The organism is Bifidobacterium asteroides (assembly GCF_019469425.1).
GTDB lineage: Bacteria > Actinomycetota > Actinomycetes > Actinomycetales > Bifidobacteriaceae > Bombiscardovia > Bombiscardovia asteroides_I.
Map to the genome: position 1 here is coordinate 437,515 of NZ_CP048272.1, position 22,376 is coordinate 459,890.

The window sequence follows — 22,376 nt, forward strand, 5'->3', positions numbered from 1 at the left end:
TCAGACCCTGTGATGGGCGGGGGATGAGGCCCGCAGCAGGGCTTCGGTCAGGTATTTGCCAGCGGCCATGACCAGAGGGGCGTATCGCCTTCCCGGCGTGGTGGACATGCGGTTGACAGGCCCGGAGATGGATATGGCTGCCATGACTTGTCCGGATCCGTTGCGGATTGGGGCCGAAATGGAGCATACCCCCTCTTCTCGCTCGTTGATGGACTCGGCCCAGCCGCGCTTGCGGACCGTGGCCAATGTGGCCGTGTTGAACTTGGCATGTCTCAGACCCTGATGAAGGCGCTCGGGCTCCTCCCAAGCCAGCAGAATCTGTGCAGCCGACCCGGCCTCCATGGACAGCAGAGCGCCTACGGGGATGGAGTCACGCAGGCCGGAGGCGCGTTCCACTGCGGCGATGCAGATCCGGACCTCGCCTTGGCGGCGGAAAATCTGGGCCGACTCGCCCGAACGGGTAAGCAGTGTATGCAGGATGGGCCCTGAGGCGGTCAGCAGGCGGTCTTCGCCGGCGGCAGCGGCCAGCTCGGCGAAGCGGGAGCCCAGGACAAAGCGGCCATGCGCGTCCCGCAGCACGAAACGGTGGCGCTCCAAGGCGATGGCCAGTCGGTGGGCCGTGGGTCGGGCCAATCCGGTCGCGTTGACCAGCTGGCCCAGAGTCATGGGTCCGGTCTCCAAAGTATCCAGAATCCGCACCGTCTTGTCCAGAACGCCGACGCCCGAATGAATCTCCTCCTGATGCAGGTTCTGATCATTCGCCGAAGGAAATCTGTCGTCGTTCTTAGAAGGTGTGTCCATGGTTGAATTATGCCATCTCAGTATATGAAATGCAAAAGTTCATAATCGTTGGGCAGTTCCATACTCGGTGATGAAAGGCCGACGGGGAGCCGGCGAGGTTGGCGCCCTGGCCGGTGCAGGCTTGTAGGAGGCGATATGGGACGCACAATGGCGGAAAAGGTCTGGGCTGACCATTTGGTCAGGAAGGGCCAGGGAGGCGAGCCCGATCTGATCTACATCGATCTGCAGCTCATGCATGAGGTGACCAGTCCACAGGCCTTCGAGGGACTGCGTCTGGCAGGCCGGAAGATCCGCCACTTGGACCAGGTCATAGCCACCGAGGACCACAACACCCCTACCATCGACATCGATCGACCCATCGCCGACAGGGTCTCGGCTTTGCAGATCTCCACCTTGGAGCGCAACTGTCGCGAGTTCGGGGTCCGCCTGCATCCATTGGGAGATGCGGACCAGGGCATCGTCCATGCCTTTGCACCCCTTCTGGGGTTGACCCAACCCGGCATGACCATCGTCTGCGGCGATTCGCATACCTCGACCCACGGGGCCTTTGGGGCTTTGGCCTTCGGCGTCGGAACCTCCGAGGTGGAGCATGTTCTGGCCACCCAGACCCTGAGTCTGAAGCCTTTCAAGACCATGGCCATCACCGTCCGCGGCCAGCTCAAGCCGGGCGTGAGCGCCAAGGATGTCATCCTGGCAGTCATAGCCAGGATCGGCACTGGCGGCGGCCAAGGGCACGTTCTGGAATATCGGGGTGACGCCATTCGGCGCATGTCTATGGATGCGCGCATGACCATCTGCAACATGTCCATAGAGGCCGGGGCGAGGGCTGGGATGATCGCACCCGACGAGACCACTTTCGCCTACTTGGAGGGTCGGCCGCACGCCCCAAAGGGGGCCATGTGGGATCAGGCCCTGGACTACTGGCGGACTCTGCCCACCGATCCGGATGCAGCCTTCGACAAGGAGGTCATCCTGGATGCCGACCAGCTGACCCCCTACGTGACCTGGGGCACCAACCCCGGACAGGGCCTGCCCATCGCAGCTGATGTGCCTGTGCCAGAAAAGATCGCCGACCCGGCTAAGCGCCAGGCGGCCCAGGAGGCCATCGACTACATGGGGCTGAAGCCGGGGATGCCCATCCGGGACATCGCCGTGGACACCGTGTTTATTGGCTCCTGCACCAACGGACGCATCGAGGATCTTCGCGCGGCAGCGGCCATCATGAAGGGGCATCACAAGGCCAAGAACCTCCATCGCGTCCTGGTGGTGCCGGCCTCTTCGCGAGTTCGCATTCAGGCCGAGAAGGAGGGGCTGGACCGCATCTTCGAGGACTTCGGAGCCGAATGGCGCAACGCCGGCTGCTCCATGTGCCTGGGAATGAATCCCGACCAGCTGGTGCCGGGGGAACGTTCCATTTCCACATCCAACCGCAACTTCCAGGGTCGTCAGGGCAAGGGCGGCAGGACGCATCTGGCCTCGCCCGAGGTGGCTGCTGCGACGGCCATCAAGGGAACCATCTGCTCCCCGGCCGATCTGTAAGTCATCAATCGTTCGCCATCGTCATCGTCATCGCCATCCAGAAGGCAGGAGGTTATCATGGAGCCACTTTCCGTTGTAACCGGGGTAGGGGTGCCCTTGCGCCGCTCCAACGTCGACACTGATCAGATCATCCCCGCCGTGTTCCTGAAGCGGGTGCAGAAGACCGGCTTCGAAGATGCGCTCTTCTACGCCTGGCGAAGGGATCCGAATTTCATACTCAACAGGCCCGAATATTCAGGTGCCCGCATCCTGGTGGCCGGGCCGGATTTCGGCATCGGATCCTCGCGCGAGCATGCGGTCTGGGCTCTGCGGGACTATGGCTTCCGCGTGGTCATCGCCCCCCGTTTTGCTGACATCTTCTATGGGAACACCGCCAAGAACGGGGTCCTGGCCGCCATCATGCCCCAGGAATCAGTGGAGTTGCTCTGGAAGCTCCTGGAGGAGGACCCCGGCGCCGAGATGACCGTGGACCTGGGCGCTCGCACGGTTACCTGCGCGGATGTGACCCTGCCCTTCCAGGTGGACGACTATGTGCGATGGCGGCTCATGAACGGCTACGACGACATCGATCTGACCCTGCAGCACGAGGATGACATCCGTGCCTATGAGCGCATGCGGGCTGAGCGATTCCCTTTCAAGCCGCGTACCCTGCCGGCCCGGCACATGCCCGAAGAGCCAGTCACTTCAGCCAGGGAGAGTCAAATCGACTGGCCTGGTCCCCTGGCTGACCGCGGCATCATCTAACCGACGGGCCGAGCGCCTTTATATGAAAGTCATTCGCTCCCTCTTCGCCTACCATGGAATGTGCCAGTCATTGGTCGACTGTGACCGGCTGGCAAACAAAGAGGGGCGATTATCATGAGGCACAGCAGCGGCGATGTGCACAACTGGGGCGTCAGACAGGCAGTGAATGCCCTAAGTGCTTTTGCTTTCATTTATGTGGCCATTGAGACTCTGGCAGGCCTTCTGGGAGGCAAGGTGGTTCTGCCTGCTCTCTTCCCACACGCTTCCAAGGAGCAGTACAACGGTCCTTTGTCGGACTGGACAGTGGTTATCTCCGTGGTGCTGGCCCTGCTGTTTGCCTTGATCAGTCAATGGCCGGTCATCGTAGGCCATGAACGGCATGGCCAGGACCAGGTGCGTTGGGTCACTGCGCGCAGATTCAGCCTGCTGGCGTTGATCATCGCCCTGGCCTGCTTCTTCCTCAGTCAGCTTGTGGCCGGGGCGGCTAACTCCGGACTAAGTGCCATTCTCTCCGGTACTGGTCTGCATCCGCCGACCGCGTCTGACGACGGGGGCATGGATACGCCGATCATGCTCTTCTATGGCATTCTTTTGGGGCCCTTTGCCGAGGAGCTGGTCTTTCGCGGGGTCATCATGAACGGCCTGCGCCGCTTTGGTCGAGTATTTGCCATTATTACCTCTTCTCTGCTTTTCGGCTTCATGCATGGTTCCTTGGTTCAGGGTCTGTTCGGTTTCATCTCCGGCTTGGTTCTGGGCTATCTGGCCATGGAGTACGGGCTGGTCTGGTCCCTGCTGGTGCACATGCTCAACAATGCCTTCTCTTCAGGTCTGCTGGCCAAGTACATGTCCCTGGCACCCGAGGTGGTTCGCATCGGCCTAGGTCTGCTCATGATCCTGGTGTTGCTGACCGGAGTCGTCGGACTGCTGTTCAAGATTAGGGCTCTCCGTGATTACTGCCGCAGCAATCGCGCTCCCAAGGGGATATACGCTTCCTGGAAGGCGCCCTGGTTCCTGCTCTTCTGCCTGGCATGCCTGCTGATGGCCCTGAGCGAATTCGTGCCGGGGCTGGCTTGACCGGGCAGTCGATAATGCCGGCCCGTTGTCGGGGTTCTGTCGAGGGAAGGGCGGGGTCGGGCTAGACTCGGATGTGCGGTGTCATGATAAGAAGACGGGGAAAGGTTCGTGTCGCTGGACGTCCTTGACGGCCGTACGGTAGTGCATGAAGGGGAAGGATCATCGACGGATGAGGGATGATGAGGATCGCAGCAGCGGCAGCGAGTCTGCCGATGCCCAAAGCGATCAGGGGCGCTGGAAAGTGTCGCGCTCCTCTATTGCCCTCATGACCGCAACCCACAGTGCCAGCAAGGACTACGCACGCCACTGGGATTATGAGGAAGGATCCGTCGACCTGCCACCCTTGAGCCTGCCGGGGGAGGCCGTGGATGATGGATTGGCCTACCCGGGGCGGATAGCTCATAGGAAGACGGCGGTTCTGGGTGATGAAGGAGCCGGTGGCAAGGGGCACAAGGGTGCCCTGCCAGTCGGTGAACGACCTTCGGTGCTTCCCGGATCCTATAATTTTTTGAACTCGGTCACCATGGCCAGTCAACCGGAAGTTCCCGCATTTCTTCCGACAGGCCTGCCAGCTGATGGGCACGGCGGGAAGGATTCTAGCCAGGAGCCGTCCCCGCGGCGCGTGGTGGTTCGTCGAGAGCTGGAGGCTTCCAGGGCCACCGGGACGGCCAAAGAGACCCCGGCACAGCAGGAGCAGCCTGCGGTCAAGGTCGTCTGGTCCTGGACCAAGCCCGAGACGAACAAAGGTCCGGTCTTCTCTTGGAATATGCCCAAGCGTCGTAAGCCCTCCGCAAGCACCCGTGCAGGCAAACCTGCAGCTTTCGTGGCCAAGACTTCATCTGTTCCTGCGTCATCTGCCAATGCCGTCAATTCAGCTGCTCTGGCACCTTCGAAGGCTGAGCAGGAGTCTTCAAAAGCTTCTGCTCCCGCTCCTTCTTCAGTCGATACAGCTGAACCCAAATCGGTGACCACGGCCGGAACGCCATCGGCCTCTGGTTCTGAGGATTCGATGTCTGCGAAACCGGGTTCGGAGGTCTCTGCACCTGCAACTTCCGTGGTATTCGCCGACCGACCAGTCGTTGTCCGTCGCTCGGATGCGGACTGGGATTCCCTGGTCACTGGTTCGTCGGCTCCAGCGGAGAATGATGCTGGTACACGATCCGCGGTCAGCGAAGCCGATCATCATGGACGTCGGGTCTGTTCGACTCCACGGGTAGTTGTCCAGCCTACTGCAGTCGCCGGTAACGGTTCCGGTGGTCGGGTCGTTTCGTCAAAGACTATTGACGGACAGGGGACTGCGCTCGCGCAGAAGGATCGTGTCGGTCAGCCCCTGCAGACCGGCCAAGAAGGCATTGCCGTTCAGTCTGCTCCCTCCGGAACTTCTGAGGCTGTGAACGCAGCTCCAGGGACGCAGTCGGTCGTCCAGTTTGCATCTTCGCCGACGTCCGCATCCTCTCCGGGTGCTTCGGTAGCTCTTGCTGCCAAGGCTGCCGAGGCTGCTGCAGCTGCCGTGGCTGCCAAGGCCGAGTCGGCCGAGACCGAGGATGCCGCGACGGACGCAACCAAGCCGTCCGGCTCTTCGCATGGTTTTCGCAAGCGTTTCGGGGGTCTTCATCTCGGCCTTCCCGCCAGAGGCCATGAAAGAAGTGGAGAAGCCCGTCGGCCGTCCAAGCGGCGATCTGCTCGTAACCGCACCCGTCCTTCAGTCGAGCCGACAGCCCCCAGGGGCGTTTCCAATGCTTCGGCAGCACCCGTCGCAGGCGCAAGCCGTCCGGTGCCGGTCGGTTCACAGCCGATTGCTGTTCCAAGTGAACTTGATGCTGCCAAGCCAGCTGCTGCAGTTGCGGCCCAATCCGAAGGTCGGGCAGAATCGCAGACGGCTAAGCCCGCTGCCCAAAAGTCCACCGCCTACACAGCCAGTTCGGGGGTTCTTCATGCCGTCAACGGGCAGGCCGCCTTCGCTTTCGTCTACCTGGCCATATCCGTTCTGGTGCTCATGGTCGGTTCGGGGATGATTCTGCCTGCCATCATGGAACAGGTCAAAGACCCCGGATCCATAGCCTTTCTATCCGATGGAATCACCCTCCTGTCGGTCCTGCTGGCGCTGACCTATGCCTGCATTTCAGAGTGGAGCGTTATTCGAGGTGAGGATCGGCAAAGAGAGGACGCCGTCCATTGGCGCACAGATAGAAGAATGACGCTGGCGGCTCTGCTGGCTCTTATAGCAGTTCTCCTGCTCAGCCAGGGGATGGTCCATGAACTGAACAAGTTCTTCAACCACTTCTGTCTGCTTCTTCACATCCCCTCCTTGGCCTCGCGCAGCCTGCTGGTCACAGGCGCGTCCTCGCCGATGATGGCCCTGTATGCCCTCCTGGCGGTTCCCTTGGCTGAGGAGCTGGTTTTCCGCGGCATCATCCTCAACGGACTGCGTCGGTTTGGCCGGGTCTTTGCCATTCTGACCTCATCCCTGCTTTGCGCCCTGCTGCAGTGTGATCCGGTCTCTGGGCTTTGGATCTTCCTGCTGGGGCTGGCATTGGGATACTGCTCCCTGGAGTATGGTCTGATCTGGGCCATCGGAGCCCGTGTGGTCGGCGATCTGCTCTTCAGCGGTCTGCCCAACCGTTATCTGATGAGCGCCTCGCGAACTGCCCGTCTGCTGGTTTTGGCAGTGGCTCTGGTCTTGATGCTGGCTGGGTTGCTCATGTTCTTCCTGCACCGCGCCAGTCTCTTGGATTACCGGCGGCGCTATCGAGCCCCTAGGGGGACCTATGCGTCCTGGAGGCAGCCCTGGTTCCTGCTCTATTTGCTGCTCTGCCTGCTGCTGGCAATCTTCAAGTTCGTACCCGGCCTGCTCTAGAGCATGACGCATAGGTGCCGCCGCTGGTGGCGTAGACTTGGACCAGCTGGAGGTCGGTGCTGAACGGCCAAACCTGCGGAGGATCATGAAAGGGCATGGTGACATGGGGCAGACAGCGACGGCAGCCGACGCGTCAGGGATCAGGCAGACTCAGAAGCTCAGACGAGGCACAGCGGATCGCGCATGGATGAGCGCGGCCAGGGGCATGCTCAACCGTCAAGCGGCCCTGCTGCTGGTCTACCTGCTTATCATCAGCAGCGTCGGCCTTCTGTTCGGTGTTCTGGCTCAGATGGAGTGGAATGCCGTGTTTGATCCAGTGCCTGCCCACTCGGGATTTGTATATGTGACGAGCCATGCCGACAAGGAGTATGGCGGCACCATCAATCTGATCGCCGCCTGCACAGGCCTCTGCTTCCTGGTCTTCACACGACGTCGGCAGATTTGCGATTCAGGCCCTCTGGGCATTTTCCACACGGATCTGCATCGCATGACCTGGCAGGTTCTGCTGGGGTGCTTTGCGCTGACGCTGACTGGGCAGACCCTGGCTGACTGGTATCAGTCAGGCATGGACTGGACCACGGCGCGGTTGGGAGTGCAGCAGTCCTGGACCACCACTGAGCAGATCCAGCAGGCTTCGGGTACCATTCCCATGTTTATTTACGTCAGCCTGCTGGCTCCCGTCATCGAGGAACTAATCTTCAGAGGGGCCATCCTGCACGCGCTGAAGCCCTATGGCCATGTCTTCGCCATCGTCACCTCCGCCGTTATGTTCGGCTTCTTCCATGGCGATCTTGGCCAGGGGTTCTTCGCTTTCATTATGGGTCTGCTCTTGGGCTATCTGGCCTGCGAATACTCCATCTTCTGGTCCATGGCTCTGCATGTGTTCAACAACCTGGTCGTCAGCGACGGGTTGGAACTCCTTCTCGGCTTTATGAGCGACAATATGTCCTCCTACATAAACGTGCTCATGATGCTGGCAGGCATGCTGGCAGCCGTCCTGGTCCTTTATCTGGGCCGTCATCGGATTGTCGCTTTTCTGCGGGAAAACCGCACCTATACGAACGTCTATGGTGCCTGGGCCTGCCCGTTCTTTATCATGCTGCTGCTGATCATGGGCTTCACGATGCTGGTCCCCTTCGTTTCAGCCGGCGCCTGACCAGTATCTGACTGGGTGGATGCTCTATGCCTGAGGCGACAATTCACGGTGTCCCCACACCCCCTGTGGCAGACTTGCAAATAGGGGCCGATGACGCGCCAAAGCCCGGCTCTGAGCGGATACGAGAAAGAAGCCGATAAATGCCCAAGGTGAATACACAGAATGATGTGCTGCATGTGGTGGGCGGCAGACCCCTGCATGGCACCATACAGGTCCGCGGGGCCAAGAACTTCGTCAGCAAGGCTATGGTGGCCGCCCTTTTGGCTCCTGGTGTCTCGGTACTCAAGAATGTGCCTGAGATCCGTGATGTCCAGGTCGTTTCGGATTTGCTGAGGCTGCACGGGGTCAAGGTGGATGTCCGCCCGCAGGAGGGCGTGGTCACCATCGATGCCAGCCATGTGGAGCTGGCCGACGTGGCCGACGTAGACACCCTGTCCGGCTCCTCCCGAATCCCCATACTCTTCTCGGGTCCGCTTCTGCATCGGATGGGGGAGGCCTTCATCCCCGCCTTGGGCGGTTGCCGCATCGGCAGCCGGCCCATTGATTTCCATCTGGAAACCCTGCGTAAGCTAGGGGCCGATGTTGACAAGGAGCATGAGGCCGGCATCCACATCACTGCGCCCGATGGTCTGCATGGGGCCAAAATCCACCTGCCTTACCCTTCTGTGGGCGCCACGGAACAGACCCTGCTGGCGGCCGTTCTTGCCGAGGGCCGCACCGAGCTGTCAGGGGCTGCGACCGAACCCGAAATCATGGACTTGGTGGCGGTCCTGCAGAAGATGGGCGCGCAGATCTCCGTGGACGTGGACCGGACCATCCGCATCGAGGGGGTGCCCTCCCTGAAGGGCTTCACCCATACTTCCCTGCCCGACCGGATCGAAGCTGCCTCCTGGGCCTCTGCCGCTTTGGCCACCCATGGCGACATCATGGTCGAGGGCGCCCACCAGCCTGACATGATGACTTACTTGAACGTCTTCCGCAAGATAGGCGGCCAGTTCGATGTACGCGACGACGGCATCCGCTTCTGGCATCCGGGCGGCGACCTGCGGCCCGTGGCCATCGAGACCGACGTGCACCCCGGGTTCATGACCGACTGGCAGCAGCCCCTGGTGGTCGCTCTGACCCAGGCCAAGGGTCTTTCCATCGTTCACGAGACCGTCTATGAGAATCGTTTCGGCTTCACCAAGCCGCTGATTCAGATGGGCGCTACCATCCAACTCTACAAGGAGTGCCTGGGGTCCCTGCCCTGCCGCTTCCAGCAGCGCAACTTCAACCACTCGGCTGTCATCTTCGGGCCCACCCCGCTGACCGGCCAGGACATCGATGTGCCCGACCTGCGTGGCGGTTTCAGTCACCTGATCGCCGCACTGACAGCTTCCGGCCCCTCCACCGTCCACGGCATCTCCCTGATCGACCGTGGCTACGAGGACTTCCGCGACAAGCTGCTGGCCCTGGACGCACAGATCGACTGATCCGGCAGGCATCATAGATGGCTTCCAAAGGCAAACCCTCCCCCCGGTCTGCGGTGCCCTCCTTGTCCGACCAGCAGGTGGCCCTGCTGGCCCAAAGGCACAGGCTGGTGGATCCGACCCGCTACTATCCCACTGGACACCGCACGCCGGCCCTGGACGAGATAGACGGTCAACACCCCGTGGGGACCACCCGTCTACTGCGCGGGGTCTCCCAAGTGGTGCGTGACTCCTGCCGGGTCTATGCCTGGGGGCTGGAGCGGGTGCCGCAGACCGGGCCTTTTATCACCGCAGCCACCCATGTGACCCAGTTCGATGTTTTCATTCCCATGATGGCCCTCTTCCACCAGGGGCGTCGTCCACGCTACATGGCCAAGGCCGAGATGGCCCATTGGCCCATGATTGGCAGCTGGTTCCGCATGGTGGGCATGCAGCCGGTGGAACGCAAGTCCGGCAAGGCCAGGTCGATTGAGGAGGAGTCGATCGGCATCATCACCTCCGGCAGGCCACTGACCATCTGGCCGGAGGGAACCGTGACCCGTGACCCCCTGAAGTGGCCCATGTCGCTCAAGCCCGGGGTCGGATTCATCGCTCTGGAGGCCTCGCGGCAGCTGGGTCGCATGGTTCCTCTGTATCCCAGCATCACCTGGGGGGCGGCTTCGATCAATCACAAGTGGCCCTGGCCTCGCAAGAACGTGGTCATGTGCTATGACCGGCTCCTTGACTATTCCGACCTGCTTGAAGATATGGATCAGTGGGGTGCGGAACCCCCCAAGCAGTCCGTGCATGCCTTCTGTGTTCGCCTGCGCAACCGTATGGAGGAGGTCATGGCCGAGATTCGTGGCGAAGAACCCCCAAAGGCTGGTTACTTCGACTACTTGACCATGACCCGTCGGCCCAGAAGCGAGCAATAAGGCCGGAACCCACCTCTAATTCCTCCTGTCTGGCGGTGGTGTCATAGGATGGTAGGGACAAGAATAAGGCTGCTAGTCGGCGTTCCCGTGCGCACGGCATTATGCAAAGGAGAATGATGACGAAGATCGCGGTATTGGGAGCAGGCGCATGGGGAACCGCTTTTGCCCAAGTGTTGGCTGACTCAGGCAATCAGGTGGTCATGTGGGATGTCGCCCCGGATGTCGTGGACGAAATCAACAGTCAACATTCGAATGCTCGCCGTCTGCCGAATGTGAAGAGGCTTCCCGAGGCCATCCACGCTGAGGGTGACCGGGCCGAGGCTGTCTCGGGGGCAGAAATCGTGGTCGTGGCCATAGCAGCTCAGCACGCCTGTGAGGCCTTGACGGAATTCAAGGGTCTGTTGGGCCATGATGCCATTGCAGTTTCTTTGATGAAAGGGATTGAGCGGGGCACTGACAGGCGGATGGATCAGGTGGTCTGCCAGACGCTGGACCTGGCCCCAGTCAGGTTTGCGGCCGTATCCGGCCCCAACCTGAGCAAGGAGGTGGCAGCCCGCGAACCGAGCGCCACCGTGGTTGCCAGCGCTGATGCCGATACCGCTATGAGAGTAGCCCGTGCCTGCACGACCGACTATTTCAAGGCCTTCGTCTCGGACGATGTGATCGGCCTCGAAATGTGCGGGTCACTGAAGAACGTCACTGCGCTGGCCGTGGGGATGTCACGGGGGGCTGGATTCGGGGAGAACACGGCCGCCATGATCCAGGCCAGGGGGCTGGCTGAACTCACTGCCTTAGGAGAGGCCTGCGGTGCCAAGTCCAAGACTTTTGCAGGTCTTGCAGGAGTCGGCGACCTGGTCGCCACCTGTGGGTCGTCCCTGAGCAGGAACTACACTTTCGGCTTTAATCTGGGCCAGGGCAAAAGCATTGAGGAAGCCACTCGCGTCAGCAAGGGTGTCGCCGAGGGCGTGCCTACCACCGATGCTGTCGTCGCCCTGGGCAAGCGCTACAAGGTGGCGACCCCGCTGGCTACGGCCATGAGCCATGTGCTGGATCAGGGCCTGAGTTGCCGGGGCATGATTGACGAGCTGTTCGGCGGGCAGATCACTGCAGAATGAGGCTGATGCCCATCAGAAAATTCTGAAGGCTATAGGGATAGGCTGTGAAACCGGCGCTATCAGCTCTTTGCTCGGCGATGAACGGTTTTCCGAATCAGACGGTATGCCTGGCTTGTCTGGTGTCTGCATCAGCTTCCCAAGATGCCTTGTTCGTGCCAAGCTTGTAGATGAGCGGCCCTGACTAGGCCCTGCCGCCCGCCAAGGGAATATTCTGCTGTCTTGAGTGATGTATCTGCCTAGGGCAGGTGCGTGAGGCTGGAATTCATGTCCAGGATGAGGAAAGACGAGGAATGATGGTCAGGAAACGTGTTGTAGTGCTCTATGGCGGGCGAGCGGACGAACATTCCATATCCTGCGTGTCGGCGGCCGGCGTGCTCAATGCCATCGATACCGACCGATACGAGCCCATTCCCATTGGCATCACCAAGGACGGTCGATGGACTATTGGCGGCCAGGATCCCAGGCAGTGGGGTCTGGGTGATGCCAGTCTGCCATCCGTGCAGATAACCGAAGGCAGCCGCCCGGTCATCCTTGACATGGCTCGTGGTAGGGATGGGTTTCTGATCGGCGACCATGCCGACCTGGTCTCTGGAGCCGAGCCTACGAGGACCGTCGGTTCCCTGGAGCCGTTGGGGCGTGTTGACGCGGTTTTCCCAGTGCTTCATGGCCCCTATGGTGAGGACGGCACCCTGCAGGGCCTGCTTGAAATGATGGGGTTGCCCTACGTAGGATGCGGGGTCTTCGCCTCTGCCGCATGCATGGACAAGCACTACACCAAGATTCTGCTCAGCCAAGCCGCCATACCTGTAGCGCCAGGCATCACGATTGACTCCCGTGAACAGCGGTCTGGGACCGACCTGTTGGCCGCTGTGAAGAAGGCGGAGCTGCATTACCCGCTCTTCGTCAAGCCCTCCCGCGCAGGATCCAGCTTTGGCGTGGTCAAGGTAGAAGAGCCACTAGCTGAAGCGCTGGCTGCTGCGGTCGCCGAGGCGGCAAAGCATGACTGGCGGGTCCTGATAGAGGAGGGTGTCGAAGGGCGTGAGATCGAGTGCGCCGTGCTCGCCTCCGGCAAGGGCAGAAAGCCACGTATTGCCTGGCCTGGCGAGGTGGTGCTGGACAAGGCTGATCAGGACGAGTCCTTCTACGACTTCGACAGCAAGTATGTGGATTCCTCCGCATCCCACGTGGAGGTTCCCGCGAACCTGCCAGAGGAGACTCTTCAGAAGGTTCGCGACCTGGCCGCCAAGGCCTTCAGAACCGTGGACGGCGCCGGTCTGAGCCGTGTCGACTGCTTTGTAACGTCCGAGGGCAAGGTCATTGTCAACGAGATCAATACCATGCCTGGCTTCACGCCTATCTCCATGTATGCCAAGGCCTGGGAGGCCACCGGTCTGGATATGCATGACTTGATAACCGAGTTGATTGAAGGTGTCCTGGACTAATGGTTATGGGAGCAGACAAAGCCAGTTCCGACATTGAGCGCCCCTTCAGTTGCAGGCCGTTCTCTTGCAGACTTTTCCCTTTCGCTTAGAGAGAGCGCTGGCAGTTATGAGGAAGATGCATATTTGTGTGCAATGATCCTGTCTCTGCAAGGCCGAGCGGGCTTGATCTTGGGTAGCCAGCTGAGCTCCGGAGTCGATTGCATAACAACAGCATATGATCGTGTGTCTCAAACTAATCAGCTGGAACCCGAGCGTGAGTGGGCGCCGTATCGCTTTTCATGCCCTCGATGGTGTCTCTGCCCCTTTCTAATCGCTTGGTTTGTGTCTTGATAGTTGCAACCAGCCCTTATTGCTCTGCCTTGCCTGAGCAGATCCGATGTTCGGGGTGACCAGTTTTCGAGTGGGCAGGATTCCTGAATTTTCCCGTGCGACACGCCTTTTGTTTCAACCAGGTTGTGGCCCTTGTGCAGAAAGTTATATACTTGTGACAACGTTACCGCTTTTTCCTGAAAGGAGAGAGCATAAATAGCGGAAACGTTTTTGCATTGGTTATGGATGTGGACGATGATTGTTCACTCATACCCAAAGAGCGCAATCAATCCGTATCCCCGACGTCGCGGATCTATAGAAGTCGTATGAATCAAGTCAGACATTCATCCCTACTCTTCTGGAACTTTTTGTACCTGCTCGATTGATAGAGCAATCAGGCTGGTGCGCAAGGGACGTCGTCAGGTGAGTACTGAATGCTAGCGTTTACTGAGAGGAGGTGTGATGGCATACGTGACAATCCGCGAAGTGGCCCAACGTGCCGGGGTATCGGTATCTACGGTTTCCAGGGCATTGAACCATGCTGGACGTGTATCCCACGTGACCGAAGCGAGAATAGAACAAATCGCCAAGGAACTGGATTATATACCGGATTCGCGGGCCCGAGCCATGCGTTCTTCCAGAACCAAGACCGTGGGTTTGCTGGTTCCAGATATCCGTAACGGTTACTTTGCAGACTTGGCGTATGCGATTCAAGACACCTTATTTAAACGAAATTACAGCACGTTCATTGGTACCTCTTCAGAAAGCGGTTCTCGTCAGGATGCCTTTATCATGAGCATTCTGTCGCAACGAATCGATGGAGTCATCATCGTTCCACAGGGGGAGCAGACGAGGGCCCTGCGTCAGCTTGTAGCACGCGGCCTGCCGGTGATCTTCGTTGATCGGCATGTCAAGGGCATGCGAGATGTCCCGGTGGTGGATTCCGATCCTTTCCCTGGCATGGAGTCGGCTCTGCGTGATGTTCGTGACCACGGATTCAGCAAGGTTGGTTATGTGTCCGGCCCGGTGTTGGATTCTCCGTCCTTGCAAGAGCGCGAACTGGCTTTTCGGCAGGTGGCATCTCGTTTGTTTGGTGAAGAGAACCTATTCGTGGAATCGACCAGTTTTGATCAGGCTTCCTGCGCTTCTGTCCTTCAACGTATGAGTGACGTAGGTGCGGATGCCATGATATTCGGGTATTCGCCGGATGCGGTGAGAGCGATGTCTCTGTTGAATGACACAGGCGCCACGCTGGGTGAGGAAATGTCGATGATCTCGTTTGATGATCTGGACATTTTTTCGCTTTCATCTCCCAAGATCTCGGTCATATCCCAACAAGTGCAGGAAATCGGCCACAAGGGTGCACGTCTTTTCCTGGATATGTTGGCTGGCAAGGAAATCGAGTTTCACGAGCGAGTGAAGACGATTTACATACCCCGAGGTTCACTGGGTACTCCGAGAATAAGGTAATCACCCTTGCCTCACCTGCAATAGGGGAAGAGGGAACCGGCGACGACCCAGTTCGCACGGGTAAGCCGATTATAAAGAGCGGTACTTCACTGCTGTAGCCCGCTTTTCGCACGGCCCGATGAATGATTTCAATAAGCGCAGCCGCAATGGAGCTCATTGAGTTTATATGAAAGTGAACACTATGACACAATTATCTCTTGTCGGAGTATCGAAAAAGTTCGGCGTTACCAAGGTGGTCGATCGAGTATCTATTACCGTTGAACCAGGCAAGGTACACGTTCTTCTTGGGGAAAACGGTGCAGGTAAGTCCACGGTCATCAAAATGATGAGCGGAATTTACCAGCCGGATGAGGGACACATCGAAATCGACGGTCAACAGGTACGCATTCCGAATGTCGATGCTGCCAGGAAGCTGGGGATTGCAGTCATCCATCAAGAGCTGAATATGGTTCCCCAACTCTCGATCATGGAAAATCTGTTCTTGGGTAATCTGCCTTCCTCATCTGGCTTAGTGAATAAGAGAGCAATGAAGCGCAAGGCCAAAGAGGCCTTGAAGCTGATACAGCTGGATGAGGATGTCTCCAAGCCGATGGGGGAGCTAGGCGTGGCCCGTCAGCAGATGGTAGAGATAGCAAAGGCGCTCATGCAGGACGCATCCATTCTTATCCTGGACGAGCCCACCGCTGCCTTGACTCACCGTGAGTGTGAGCATCTCTTCGACATCATGCGTGATCTCAAGGCCAAGGGTGTGGGCATGGTCTTCATCTCCCACCATCTAGATGAGCTCGCCAAGGTGGGCGATATCGTTACTGTCTTGCGCGATGGGCAGTATATCGATACTGTTCCTGCAACCACGCCGGAGCCTGAGCTTATAAAGCTCATGGTTGGGCGCAACATTGAGGATCAGTATCCTCGCCAGGCGCAGAAGCCCGGAAAGGTGCTTCTGAAAGTAGACGGCCTGACCCGCCAAGGCACCATGGAGGACGTTTCCTTCGAACTCAAGGCAGGAGAGGTGGTCGGCATGGCCGGCTTGGTTGGGGCGGGTAGGACGGAAGTCATCCGGGCCATCTTCGGCGCTGATGATTATGACTCTGGTTCAGTGGCCGTAGAAGGCAAAGCTCTTCCTAAGAATTCCATCAATGCGGCTATAAACGCTGGGGTTGGTCTAGTACCTGAAGACAGACGCGCACAGGGGCTTATCGCAGAGGCAGCGGTCAGTGAGAATCTGGGCCTGCCTACCATGCGTTCAACTGCCCATATGGGGTTCGTGGATCGCTCTGGACAAAAGAAACGCGAAGAGCTGACTGCCGAAAAACTGTCGATCCGCATGGCGGACATCAATCAAAGCGCCGGGTCCCTGTCGGGAGGCAATCAGCAGAAAGTCGTATTCGGCAAATGGGCCATGGCTCAGGTCAAGGTCCTGCTTTTGGACGAGCCCACGCGTGGTGTGGATGTCGGGGCTCGTGTCGAAATTTACGAGCTGATCAACCAGGTAACTGCCAACGGTGGGGCGGTGCTCATGGCTTCCTCAGATCTGCCGGAGGTCCTGGGCATGTCTGATCGAGTCATCGTCATGAGCAACGGCAAGGTCAGCGGCTCCATGATCGCCGCCGAGGCTGATCAGCAGAAAGTCATGGCGTTGGCAGTGTCCCATATGGATGAAGCAGCCGCAAACGGCTGATCAAAGCGTGAAGGAGAAAAATGTCTGAAAAGATGAATGAGGGCAACACAGCTGTCAGAAGATCCGCAGGGGAAGAAATCAAGAGATTCGCCATGAGGAATGGGGCCTTGATTGGCCTTATACTGCTGGCTGTCGTTCTTTCCCTCGCCGCACCTGCCTTCCTCACTGGGTCGAACATCCTTAACGTAGGCATACAGGCTGCGACAGTCGCCATCCTGGCTTTCGGGGAAACCTTTGCCATTGTTGCCGCTGGCATTGATCTTTCCGTCGGATCTGTTGCGGCTGTTTCCAGTATGTTCGCTGCGTATGCCGGAGCCTCCATGGGTATGCCGGCATGGTTGACTGTTGTCGTTGGCATCGTAGCCGGTGCTGTCTTCGGAGCCTTGAGCGGCATCGCCAATGCGTATCTCAAGCTTCCCTCCTTCATTGCTACATTGGCGATGATGTCGGTTGCCAGAGGGTTGACACTGGTCATATCGGACGGCAGACCTATCAGCACCTCAGCTGTGGTAAATTTCTTCGGAGGTACGATCCTCAATATTCCGGTACCCATTGTCATGATGATCATCATGGGGATCATCGCAGCTATTATTTTGAATTTCACAACCATTGGACGTTCCATGTATGCCGTCGGCGGCAACATGGAGGCTTCCAGGTTGTCTGGCATTTCAGTTCATAAGACGCAGATAGTCGTCTTCATTCTTTCAGGCATCTTCGCGGCCGTGGCCGGGCTGGTTATTGCGGGTCGGCTCCACTCTGCACAGCCGCAGGCTGCTACGGGATATGAAATGGATGCCATCGCTTCGACTGTCATCGGTGGAGCCTCCCTTTCCGGAGGCAAAGGTAAAGTCTCCGGGACTTTCGTGGGCGCCATTCTTCTTGCAGTAATCCGTAATGGCCTCAATATCCTGAATGTCTCCTCCTTCTGGCAGCAGGTTGTCATCGGTCTTGTGATCGCAGCTGCCGTGAGCTTTGATACCTTGCGCCGCAAAGAGGATGCTCACTGAAACCAAACAAGTAGCAAAAAACAAGGAAAGAGAATGAAATGATTAATGTGAAATTCCAAAAGGGCTTGAAAGCAGCTCTGGCACTGGTATGTGCTGGCACGTTTATGGCGGGTCTGTCGGCATGCGGACCGTCAAGCTCATCTTCTGGCAATGAAAAGGTGACTCTCCTGGTATCCACACTCAATAATCCCTTCTTCGTGGATCTTCGGGACGGGGCAAAGGCAGAGGCCCAGAAGCTAAATATCGACCTTCAGGTTTCGGATGCTCAGAATGATTCAGCGACTCAGCAGAACCAAGCCCAGAATGCTCAATCACAAGGGGCCAAGGCTGTGATCATCAATCCAGTGGATTCAGATGCAGCTGCATCAGCCGTTGCTCCTCTCCTCTCCTCTAAGGTGCCGGTCATATCCGTGGACCGTGCCGTCACTGGCGAGAGCGTCGACTCTCATATTGCTTCCAACAATGTGGCTGGCGGCGCCCAGGCAGCTGATGAGCTTGCCAAGTCTATCGGCGAGAAAGGCAAGGTCATCATCCTGCAGGGGACTCCCGGAGCAGCTTCTACTCGTGATCGCGGCAAGGGCTTTAAGGATCGGATTAAGAAGTACTCAGGTATTCAGGTCGTAGCTGAGCAGACGGCCAACTTCGATCGTGCAGAAGCTCTCAATGTCACAACCAACCTCATGCAATCACACCCGGATGCCACAGGCATCTATGCTGAGAATGACGAGATGCTCCTAGGCGGCGTTCAAGCCTTGGGTGAAAAAGCTGGCAAGGATGTCAAAATCTTCGGCTTCGACGGAACCAAAGACGGACTCAAATCAGTCGCTGATGGCAAGGCTGTGGGCACCATAGCCCAGCAGCCTAAGGTGCTGGGCCAGAAGGCAGTCCAGGCGGCTTCGAGGATTCTCAAGGGTCAGAAAGTCCAAAAGACACAGGCAATTGAGGTGAAGACCGTGACCAAGGAAAATGTTTCGCAATTCCAGTAAAGGATTGGCATGCGAACGACACGGGTGCGGCTCTTGCCGCACCCGTGTCATCGTGCGCACAAAGCATGTAAGGGGAACAAAATGCTAACTCATGGGATATTGAATGCGCAGATGGCCGCCGCAGTGGCTCGGCTCAGACACAAGGATAGGTTTGTCATATCAGATGCAGGCCTGCCAGTTCCGGATGGTGTGGAAGTGATTGACTTGGCAGTGGCTTTTGGAGTGCCTCGTTTTTGTCAGGTCTTGGATGTGCTTAAACCGGAATTAATTCTGGAGTCAGGCCTTATGGCGGATGAAGCTAGAGGGACCGAAGCCGAACGCTGGGTGAAGGATCGTTTCGATATTCCCCTAACATACTGCACGCATGATGGCGAAAACGGTTTCAAAACCAGAATGAAAGGTGTGCGATTCGTCATACGCACCGGTGAAACGACTTCATATTCTAATGTGATTTTTCGCTGCGGGGTTCCCTTCTGAATTTGACTGATAAGAGCAGACAAGGTGAGGGTACAGTTGTTCTTTACTATTTTGGCCGCTTCTTAATGATCGTCAGAGGCGTCTTCTCGTTCTTATTCTACGAGATTAGAAGCTGTGGATTATAAGAAGGCTGCTCGAAACTGATGAGCAATCCTTAGCTCTTCTTGTCTTCCATGCCGCCTATCTGCAGCTCGACCTCCTGGACCAGGTAGTCCTGGCCGGCCAAAGCGCGGGTGGCGGCATCCTGCATATCGGCGGCGATCACGCCCTGCTTGGCGAACATGACCACCTGGCCCTTGATGCCGTAAGGGGTGAAGCCCTGGAGCTGGGCAATGGGTGGGTTGGATGGCATGGCCATGCCCTTGGTTGCCTGGGCCACCACCTGTGCAATTGAATGTGAGGACTTGGCTATATCGGCATCCCCTCGCAGGGTGAAGGGAACCGTGGTGGCGGCCTCACCGGCCTCGGTGATCTTCTCGAGCGCCGTGGTGTTGAGGATGGAGTTGGGGATCAGCAGCTGGTTGCCGGTCCTGTCGATGACGATGGTATGACGCCAGGTCACATCGCGGACGGTTCCGGTGGTGCCCTGGATGGTGATGATATCGCCGGGCTGGACCACCTTGCTGACCATCAGTCCGAATCCGCCGACAATGTTGGCAATCGTATCCTTCAATCCGAAGGATAGGGCAAGGCCGCTGACGCCCAAGGCGGCGACCACAGTGGACGGGTTGATTCCGAAAACGGGTTGCAGGACTGTGGCAGCAGCGAAGATCCAGATCAGGGCGCGGACGATGTTGACGAAGATTGAGGCACTGGGCAGGTTGGTCCGTTCCAGGGCACGTCGCATGGCCGCCGCTACGATCTTGGAGATCAACGCAGCGCATACGGCCACGACGATCAGAAGGATGATCTTTCCGAAGTTCTGACGGAACCAGTAGATGACGGCATCGCTGAAGCTGGAGATGGCCTGTTCGGATCTTCCCATGGGATCCTTATCCGTAGTGATGCTTGTGCTGGTCAGAGCTGAAACCTCGCTGGCAAAATTGACGGTCAGATTCATCAGGCCTCGTCCTCTGACTCGCTGCCGGCCTTGCTCGTTAGAGGCTTGTCCATCCACATGTGCGGGCATCCCTCGTCCTGGTCGTGAATGCCCATGTCCCTATAGCCTAAAGACTTATAGAAGCCCGACACCCGTTCTTGGGCATGGAGTGTGATTCGGTCCGCTCCGTGGCTTCGAGCGGTTTCCTCCGCTTTGCCTACCAAATTGGCGCCACAATGCTGACCGCGGTAGGGTTTCAGAACAGCCAAGCGGCCCAGGGTCCATGCCTCGTCTCGGTCGGTGAAGATTCGGCATACCCCGACGGGTTCATTCCCGTCATAGGCCACAATATGGAGGCTGGCATCGTCGGTTCGATCGAATTCGTTATGAAAGCCCTGCTCCTCCACGAATACGGCCTTGCGGATGGCCTTGGCATCCTCGGGAATGGCCTCGCTCACCTCATACCGCATGCTTCCTCCTCGCCACGGTCCTCCGTTGTCTCCAATCTACCAAGTTTGTCCCTGGGCGTGAACGCATGTCCGGAACCGGATAACGAATGGTAGGTGCGGCTATCGGCTGTCTGACCCAGACGATTACATGAATAGAGAAGCTGTAAGCAGTGCAAACTTGCAGTAGGGACGCTGAAGTGACGCGGGAACGATGGGATGGCCATGGACAAGGACTCAAAACTGACAGGTGCAGCTGGCGGAGCCGGTAAAGGGGCTTGGCGCTCGCAGAGGGAGCGGATGCTTGCTGGCGAGCTCTATGATGCCTCGGATCCTGAATTGGGCCAGCTGCGGGTCAAGGCCCACGAACTTTGCCGTCTTTTCAACGCGTCTTCTGAGCAGGAGCGGGACCTGCGCAGCCGACTTCTGGACGATCTGGTGCCCAAACACGGTCGGGACGTTGACTTTATGGGGCCTATCTACTTCGACTATGGGTGCTTTACCAAGCTTGGCTCGCGTATCTTCGCCAATTTCAACTTCACTGTTCTGGATACCTGCCCTGTGCAGATTGGCGACGATGTGATGATCGGCCCCAACGTCACCTTGGCTACGCCCCTGCATCCTCTGCGGTGGCAGGAGCGGAAACTGAGGAGCCATGAGGATGGCTCCCTCTACGACTACGAGTTAGGCGCTCCAATCACCATCGGATCCAACTGCTGGCTGGCATCAAACGTGACCGTGGCCGGGGGAGTGACCATCGGCGATGGTGCGGTCATCGGGGCCGGATCCGTGGTCACCCATGACATTGCGCCTGACTCCCTGGCTGCGGGCGTGCCCTGCCGAGCGATCCGGGCCATCACCGAGGATGATCGGATGGAACTGCCAGGGGAGGGCTGAAGGCCTCCTGGTCTGGCAGAGCATCCATGCTGGCCAGTTGCCGGGCTATGTTCTGCGGGTCTCCGCCCGGGCAGGTTGCCTGAATGCGTCCGTCTTGGAGGAAGATGACGCGGTGGGCCCGGGCGGCGACATTGGGGTCGTGGGTCACCATGAGGATGGTCTGGCCGCTGCGGACGGCCAGGTCGAAGAGGTCCATGACCTCCCGCGAGCTATGGGTGTCCAAGGCGCCGGTGGGCTCGTCGGCCATAATGATCTCCGGGCTGGCGGCCAGGGACCTCGCGATGGCCACGCGCTGCTGCTGGCCTCCGCTCATGTCGGCCGGATAGGTGTTGGCGTACCCTTCCAATCCGACGCTCGACAGGGCAGACAGGGCTGCTTGGACGGAGATTTTCCTGCCGCCGAAGAGGCTGGACAGCATGGTGTTCTGCAGGCAGGTGAAGGCGTTGACCAGGTTGTAGTCCTGGAAGACGAAGCCGATATGGTCGCGCCGGAGTCTGGTCAGCTCCTTCTCCTTCATTCGTGTCAGGTCTTCCCCGGCGATGGCCACCTTGCCCTGCCTGACCTGGAGCAGCCCTGCGGCGCAATAGAGGAGGGTCGATTTGCCGGCGCCTGAAGGGCCCATGATGGCCGTCCAGGCCCCTGCCTGACACTCCAGGCTGATCTCGTCTAGCACCCGGGCTCCCTGCTTCTGCCGAGTTCCGTAGTCGTAGCAGATCTTGTTCAGAATGAGTGGGGTCTGCATGTATGGTTTCTTTGCCGTCCGATGCTGCATCCTTGCCTTCCTTTCGGCCGTCGCCTGCTTGGTCTCTTCCTCCATAAGACCATGGCGAGCGCTCCTGTCAGGGTGTTTTCAGGGTCGAATCGGGGACGATTCAGGGTTGTGGTTCGCAAGATTCGCATTCCTTCCGGAAGGGAGGGGAGGGGGATTGATGGGCGCGTTATTCACAGGCTGA

The 22,376-nt window shown here is 58.5% G+C and carries 19 protein-coding genes; 15 read left to right on the forward strand and 4 right to left on the reverse strand.

The window, feature by feature from the left end:
* Positions 1 to 801 carry an IclR family transcriptional regulator gene (locus tag GYM67_RS01615; protein WP_258561538.1) on the reverse strand — a complete coding sequence of 267 codons (801 nt, stop codon included), beginning with the start codon at positions 799 to 801 and terminating at the stop codon, positions 1 to 3.
* A 135-nt stretch (positions 802 to 936) separates the two neighbouring features.
* Here GYM67_RS01615 and leuC point away from each other — a divergent pair, with 135 nt between their 5' ends.
* The 14 genes from leuC (at position 937) to rbsD (ending at position 19,041) form a co-directional block, all read left to right on the forward strand.
* On the forward strand, positions 937 to 2,340 hold the full coding sequence (gene leuC / locus GYM67_RS01620) for a 3-isopropylmalate dehydratase large subunit (protein WP_220236829.1): 1,404 nt from the start codon (positions 937 to 939) through the stop codon (positions 2,338 to 2,340).
* A gap of 57 nt (positions 2,341 to 2,397) precedes the next feature.
* Complete coding sequence (leuD, locus tag GYM67_RS01625) at positions 2,398 to 3,084, forward strand: 3-isopropylmalate dehydratase small subunit (protein ID WP_220236830.1); 687 nt, start codon at positions 2,398 to 2,400, stop codon at positions 3,082 to 3,084.
* Between the two features lie 114 nt (positions 3,085 to 3,198).
* Positions 3,199 to 4,158: a CPBP family intramembrane glutamic endopeptidase gene (locus GYM67_RS01630; RefSeq protein ID WP_220236831.1), complete on the forward strand. Its 960-nt coding sequence runs from the start codon at positions 3,199 to 3,201 to the stop codon at positions 4,156 to 4,158.
* 169 nt (positions 4,159 to 4,327) lie between these two features.
* The gene (locus GYM67_RS01635) at positions 4,328 to 7,015 is read left to right on the forward strand and encodes a CPBP family glutamic-type intramembrane protease (RefSeq protein WP_220236832.1); all 2,688 of its coding nucleotides are present in this window, start codon (positions 4,328 to 4,330) and stop codon (positions 7,013 to 7,015) included.
* A 103-nt stretch (positions 7,016 to 7,118) separates the two neighbouring features.
* Positions 7,119 to 8,171, forward strand: coding sequence for a CPBP family intramembrane glutamic endopeptidase (locus tag GYM67_RS01640; RefSeq protein ID WP_220236833.1), 1,053 nt, complete (start codon positions 7,119 to 7,121; stop codon positions 8,169 to 8,171).
* Positions 8,172 to 8,311: 140 nt separating this feature from the next.
* Positions 8,312 to 9,643: a UDP-N-acetylglucosamine 1-carboxyvinyltransferase gene (gene murA / locus GYM67_RS01645; protein ID WP_220236834.1), complete on the forward strand. Its 1,332-nt coding sequence runs from the start codon at positions 8,312 to 8,314 to the stop codon at positions 9,641 to 9,643.
* A gap of 17 nt (positions 9,644 to 9,660) precedes the next feature.
* Positions 9,661 to 10,554: a lysophospholipid acyltransferase family protein gene (locus tag GYM67_RS01650; RefSeq protein WP_220236835.1), complete on the forward strand. Its 894-nt coding sequence runs from the start codon at positions 9,661 to 9,663 to the stop codon at positions 10,552 to 10,554.
* Between the two features lie 116 nt (positions 10,555 to 10,670).
* Positions 10,671 to 11,669 (forward strand): NAD(P)H-dependent glycerol-3-phosphate dehydrogenase, encoded by a 999-nt coding sequence (locus GYM67_RS01655; RefSeq protein ID WP_220237352.1) that lies wholly within the window; start codon positions 10,671 to 10,673, stop codon positions 11,667 to 11,669.
* A 293-nt stretch (positions 11,670 to 11,962) separates the two neighbouring features.
* Positions 11,963 to 13,111, forward strand: coding sequence for a D-alanine--D-alanine ligase family protein (locus GYM67_RS01660; protein ID WP_220237353.1), 1,149 nt, complete (start codon positions 11,963 to 11,965; stop codon positions 13,109 to 13,111).
* A 771-nt stretch (positions 13,112 to 13,882) separates the two neighbouring features.
* Positions 13,883 to 14,890 (forward strand): LacI family DNA-binding transcriptional regulator, encoded by a 1,008-nt coding sequence (locus GYM67_RS01665; protein ID WP_220236836.1) that lies wholly within the window; start codon positions 13,883 to 13,885, stop codon positions 14,888 to 14,890.
* A gap of 181 nt (positions 14,891 to 15,071) precedes the next feature.
* A complete protein-coding gene (locus GYM67_RS01670) occupies positions 15,072 to 16,571 on the forward strand; it encodes a sugar ABC transporter ATP-binding protein (protein ID WP_220237354.1) in 1,500 nt (499 codons plus the stop codon).
* 32 nt (positions 16,572 to 16,603) lie between these two features.
* A complete protein-coding gene (locus GYM67_RS01675; protein ID WP_396020001.1) occupies positions 16,604 to 17,578 on the forward strand; it encodes an ABC transporter permease in 975 nt (324 codons plus the stop codon).
* Positions 17,579 to 17,616: 38 nt separating this feature from the next.
* Complete coding sequence (locus tag GYM67_RS01680; RefSeq protein WP_220236838.1) at positions 17,617 to 18,564, forward strand: substrate-binding domain-containing protein; 948 nt, start codon at positions 17,617 to 17,619, stop codon at positions 18,562 to 18,564.
* 81 nt (positions 18,565 to 18,645) lie between these two features.
* Entirely contained in the window at positions 18,646 to 19,041 is a 396-nt protein-coding gene (rbsD, locus tag GYM67_RS01685; RefSeq protein WP_220236839.1) for a D-ribose pyranase, read from the forward strand.
* Between the two features lie 154 nt (positions 19,042 to 19,195).
* Here rbsD and GYM67_RS01690 read toward each other — a convergent pair whose 3' ends face one another.
* Together GYM67_RS01690 and GYM67_RS01695 are read right to left on the reverse strand one after the other, a co-directional pair.
* On the reverse strand, positions 19,196 to 20,101 hold the full coding sequence (locus tag GYM67_RS01690; protein ID WP_258561539.1) for a mechanosensitive ion channel family protein: 906 nt from the start codon (positions 20,099 to 20,101) through the stop codon (positions 19,196 to 19,198).
* Positions 20,101 to 20,550: a GNAT family N-acetyltransferase gene (locus GYM67_RS01695; RefSeq protein ID WP_220236840.1), complete on the reverse strand. Its 450-nt coding sequence runs from the start codon at positions 20,548 to 20,550 to the stop codon at positions 20,101 to 20,103. Before GYM67_RS01695 ends, GYM67_RS01690 begins: the two co-directional genes overlap by 1 nt.
* Before the next feature lie 201 nt (positions 20,551 to 20,751).
* Here GYM67_RS01695 and GYM67_RS01700 point away from each other — a divergent pair, with 201 nt between their 5' ends.
* Positions 20,752 to 21,423: a sugar O-acetyltransferase gene (locus GYM67_RS01700; protein WP_258561540.1), complete on the forward strand. Its 672-nt coding sequence runs from the start codon at positions 20,752 to 20,754 to the stop codon at positions 21,421 to 21,423.
* On the opposite strand, the gene GYM67_RS01705 is transcribed toward GYM67_RS01700, so the two are convergent.
* Positions 21,383 to 22,195: an ABC transporter ATP-binding protein gene (locus tag GYM67_RS01705; protein WP_220236842.1), complete on the reverse strand. Its 813-nt coding sequence runs from the start codon at positions 22,193 to 22,195 to the stop codon at positions 21,383 to 21,385. The two genes, GYM67_RS01700 and GYM67_RS01705, sit on opposite strands and share 41 nt — an antisense overlap.
* Positions 22,196 to 22,376: the final 181 nt, after the last annotated feature.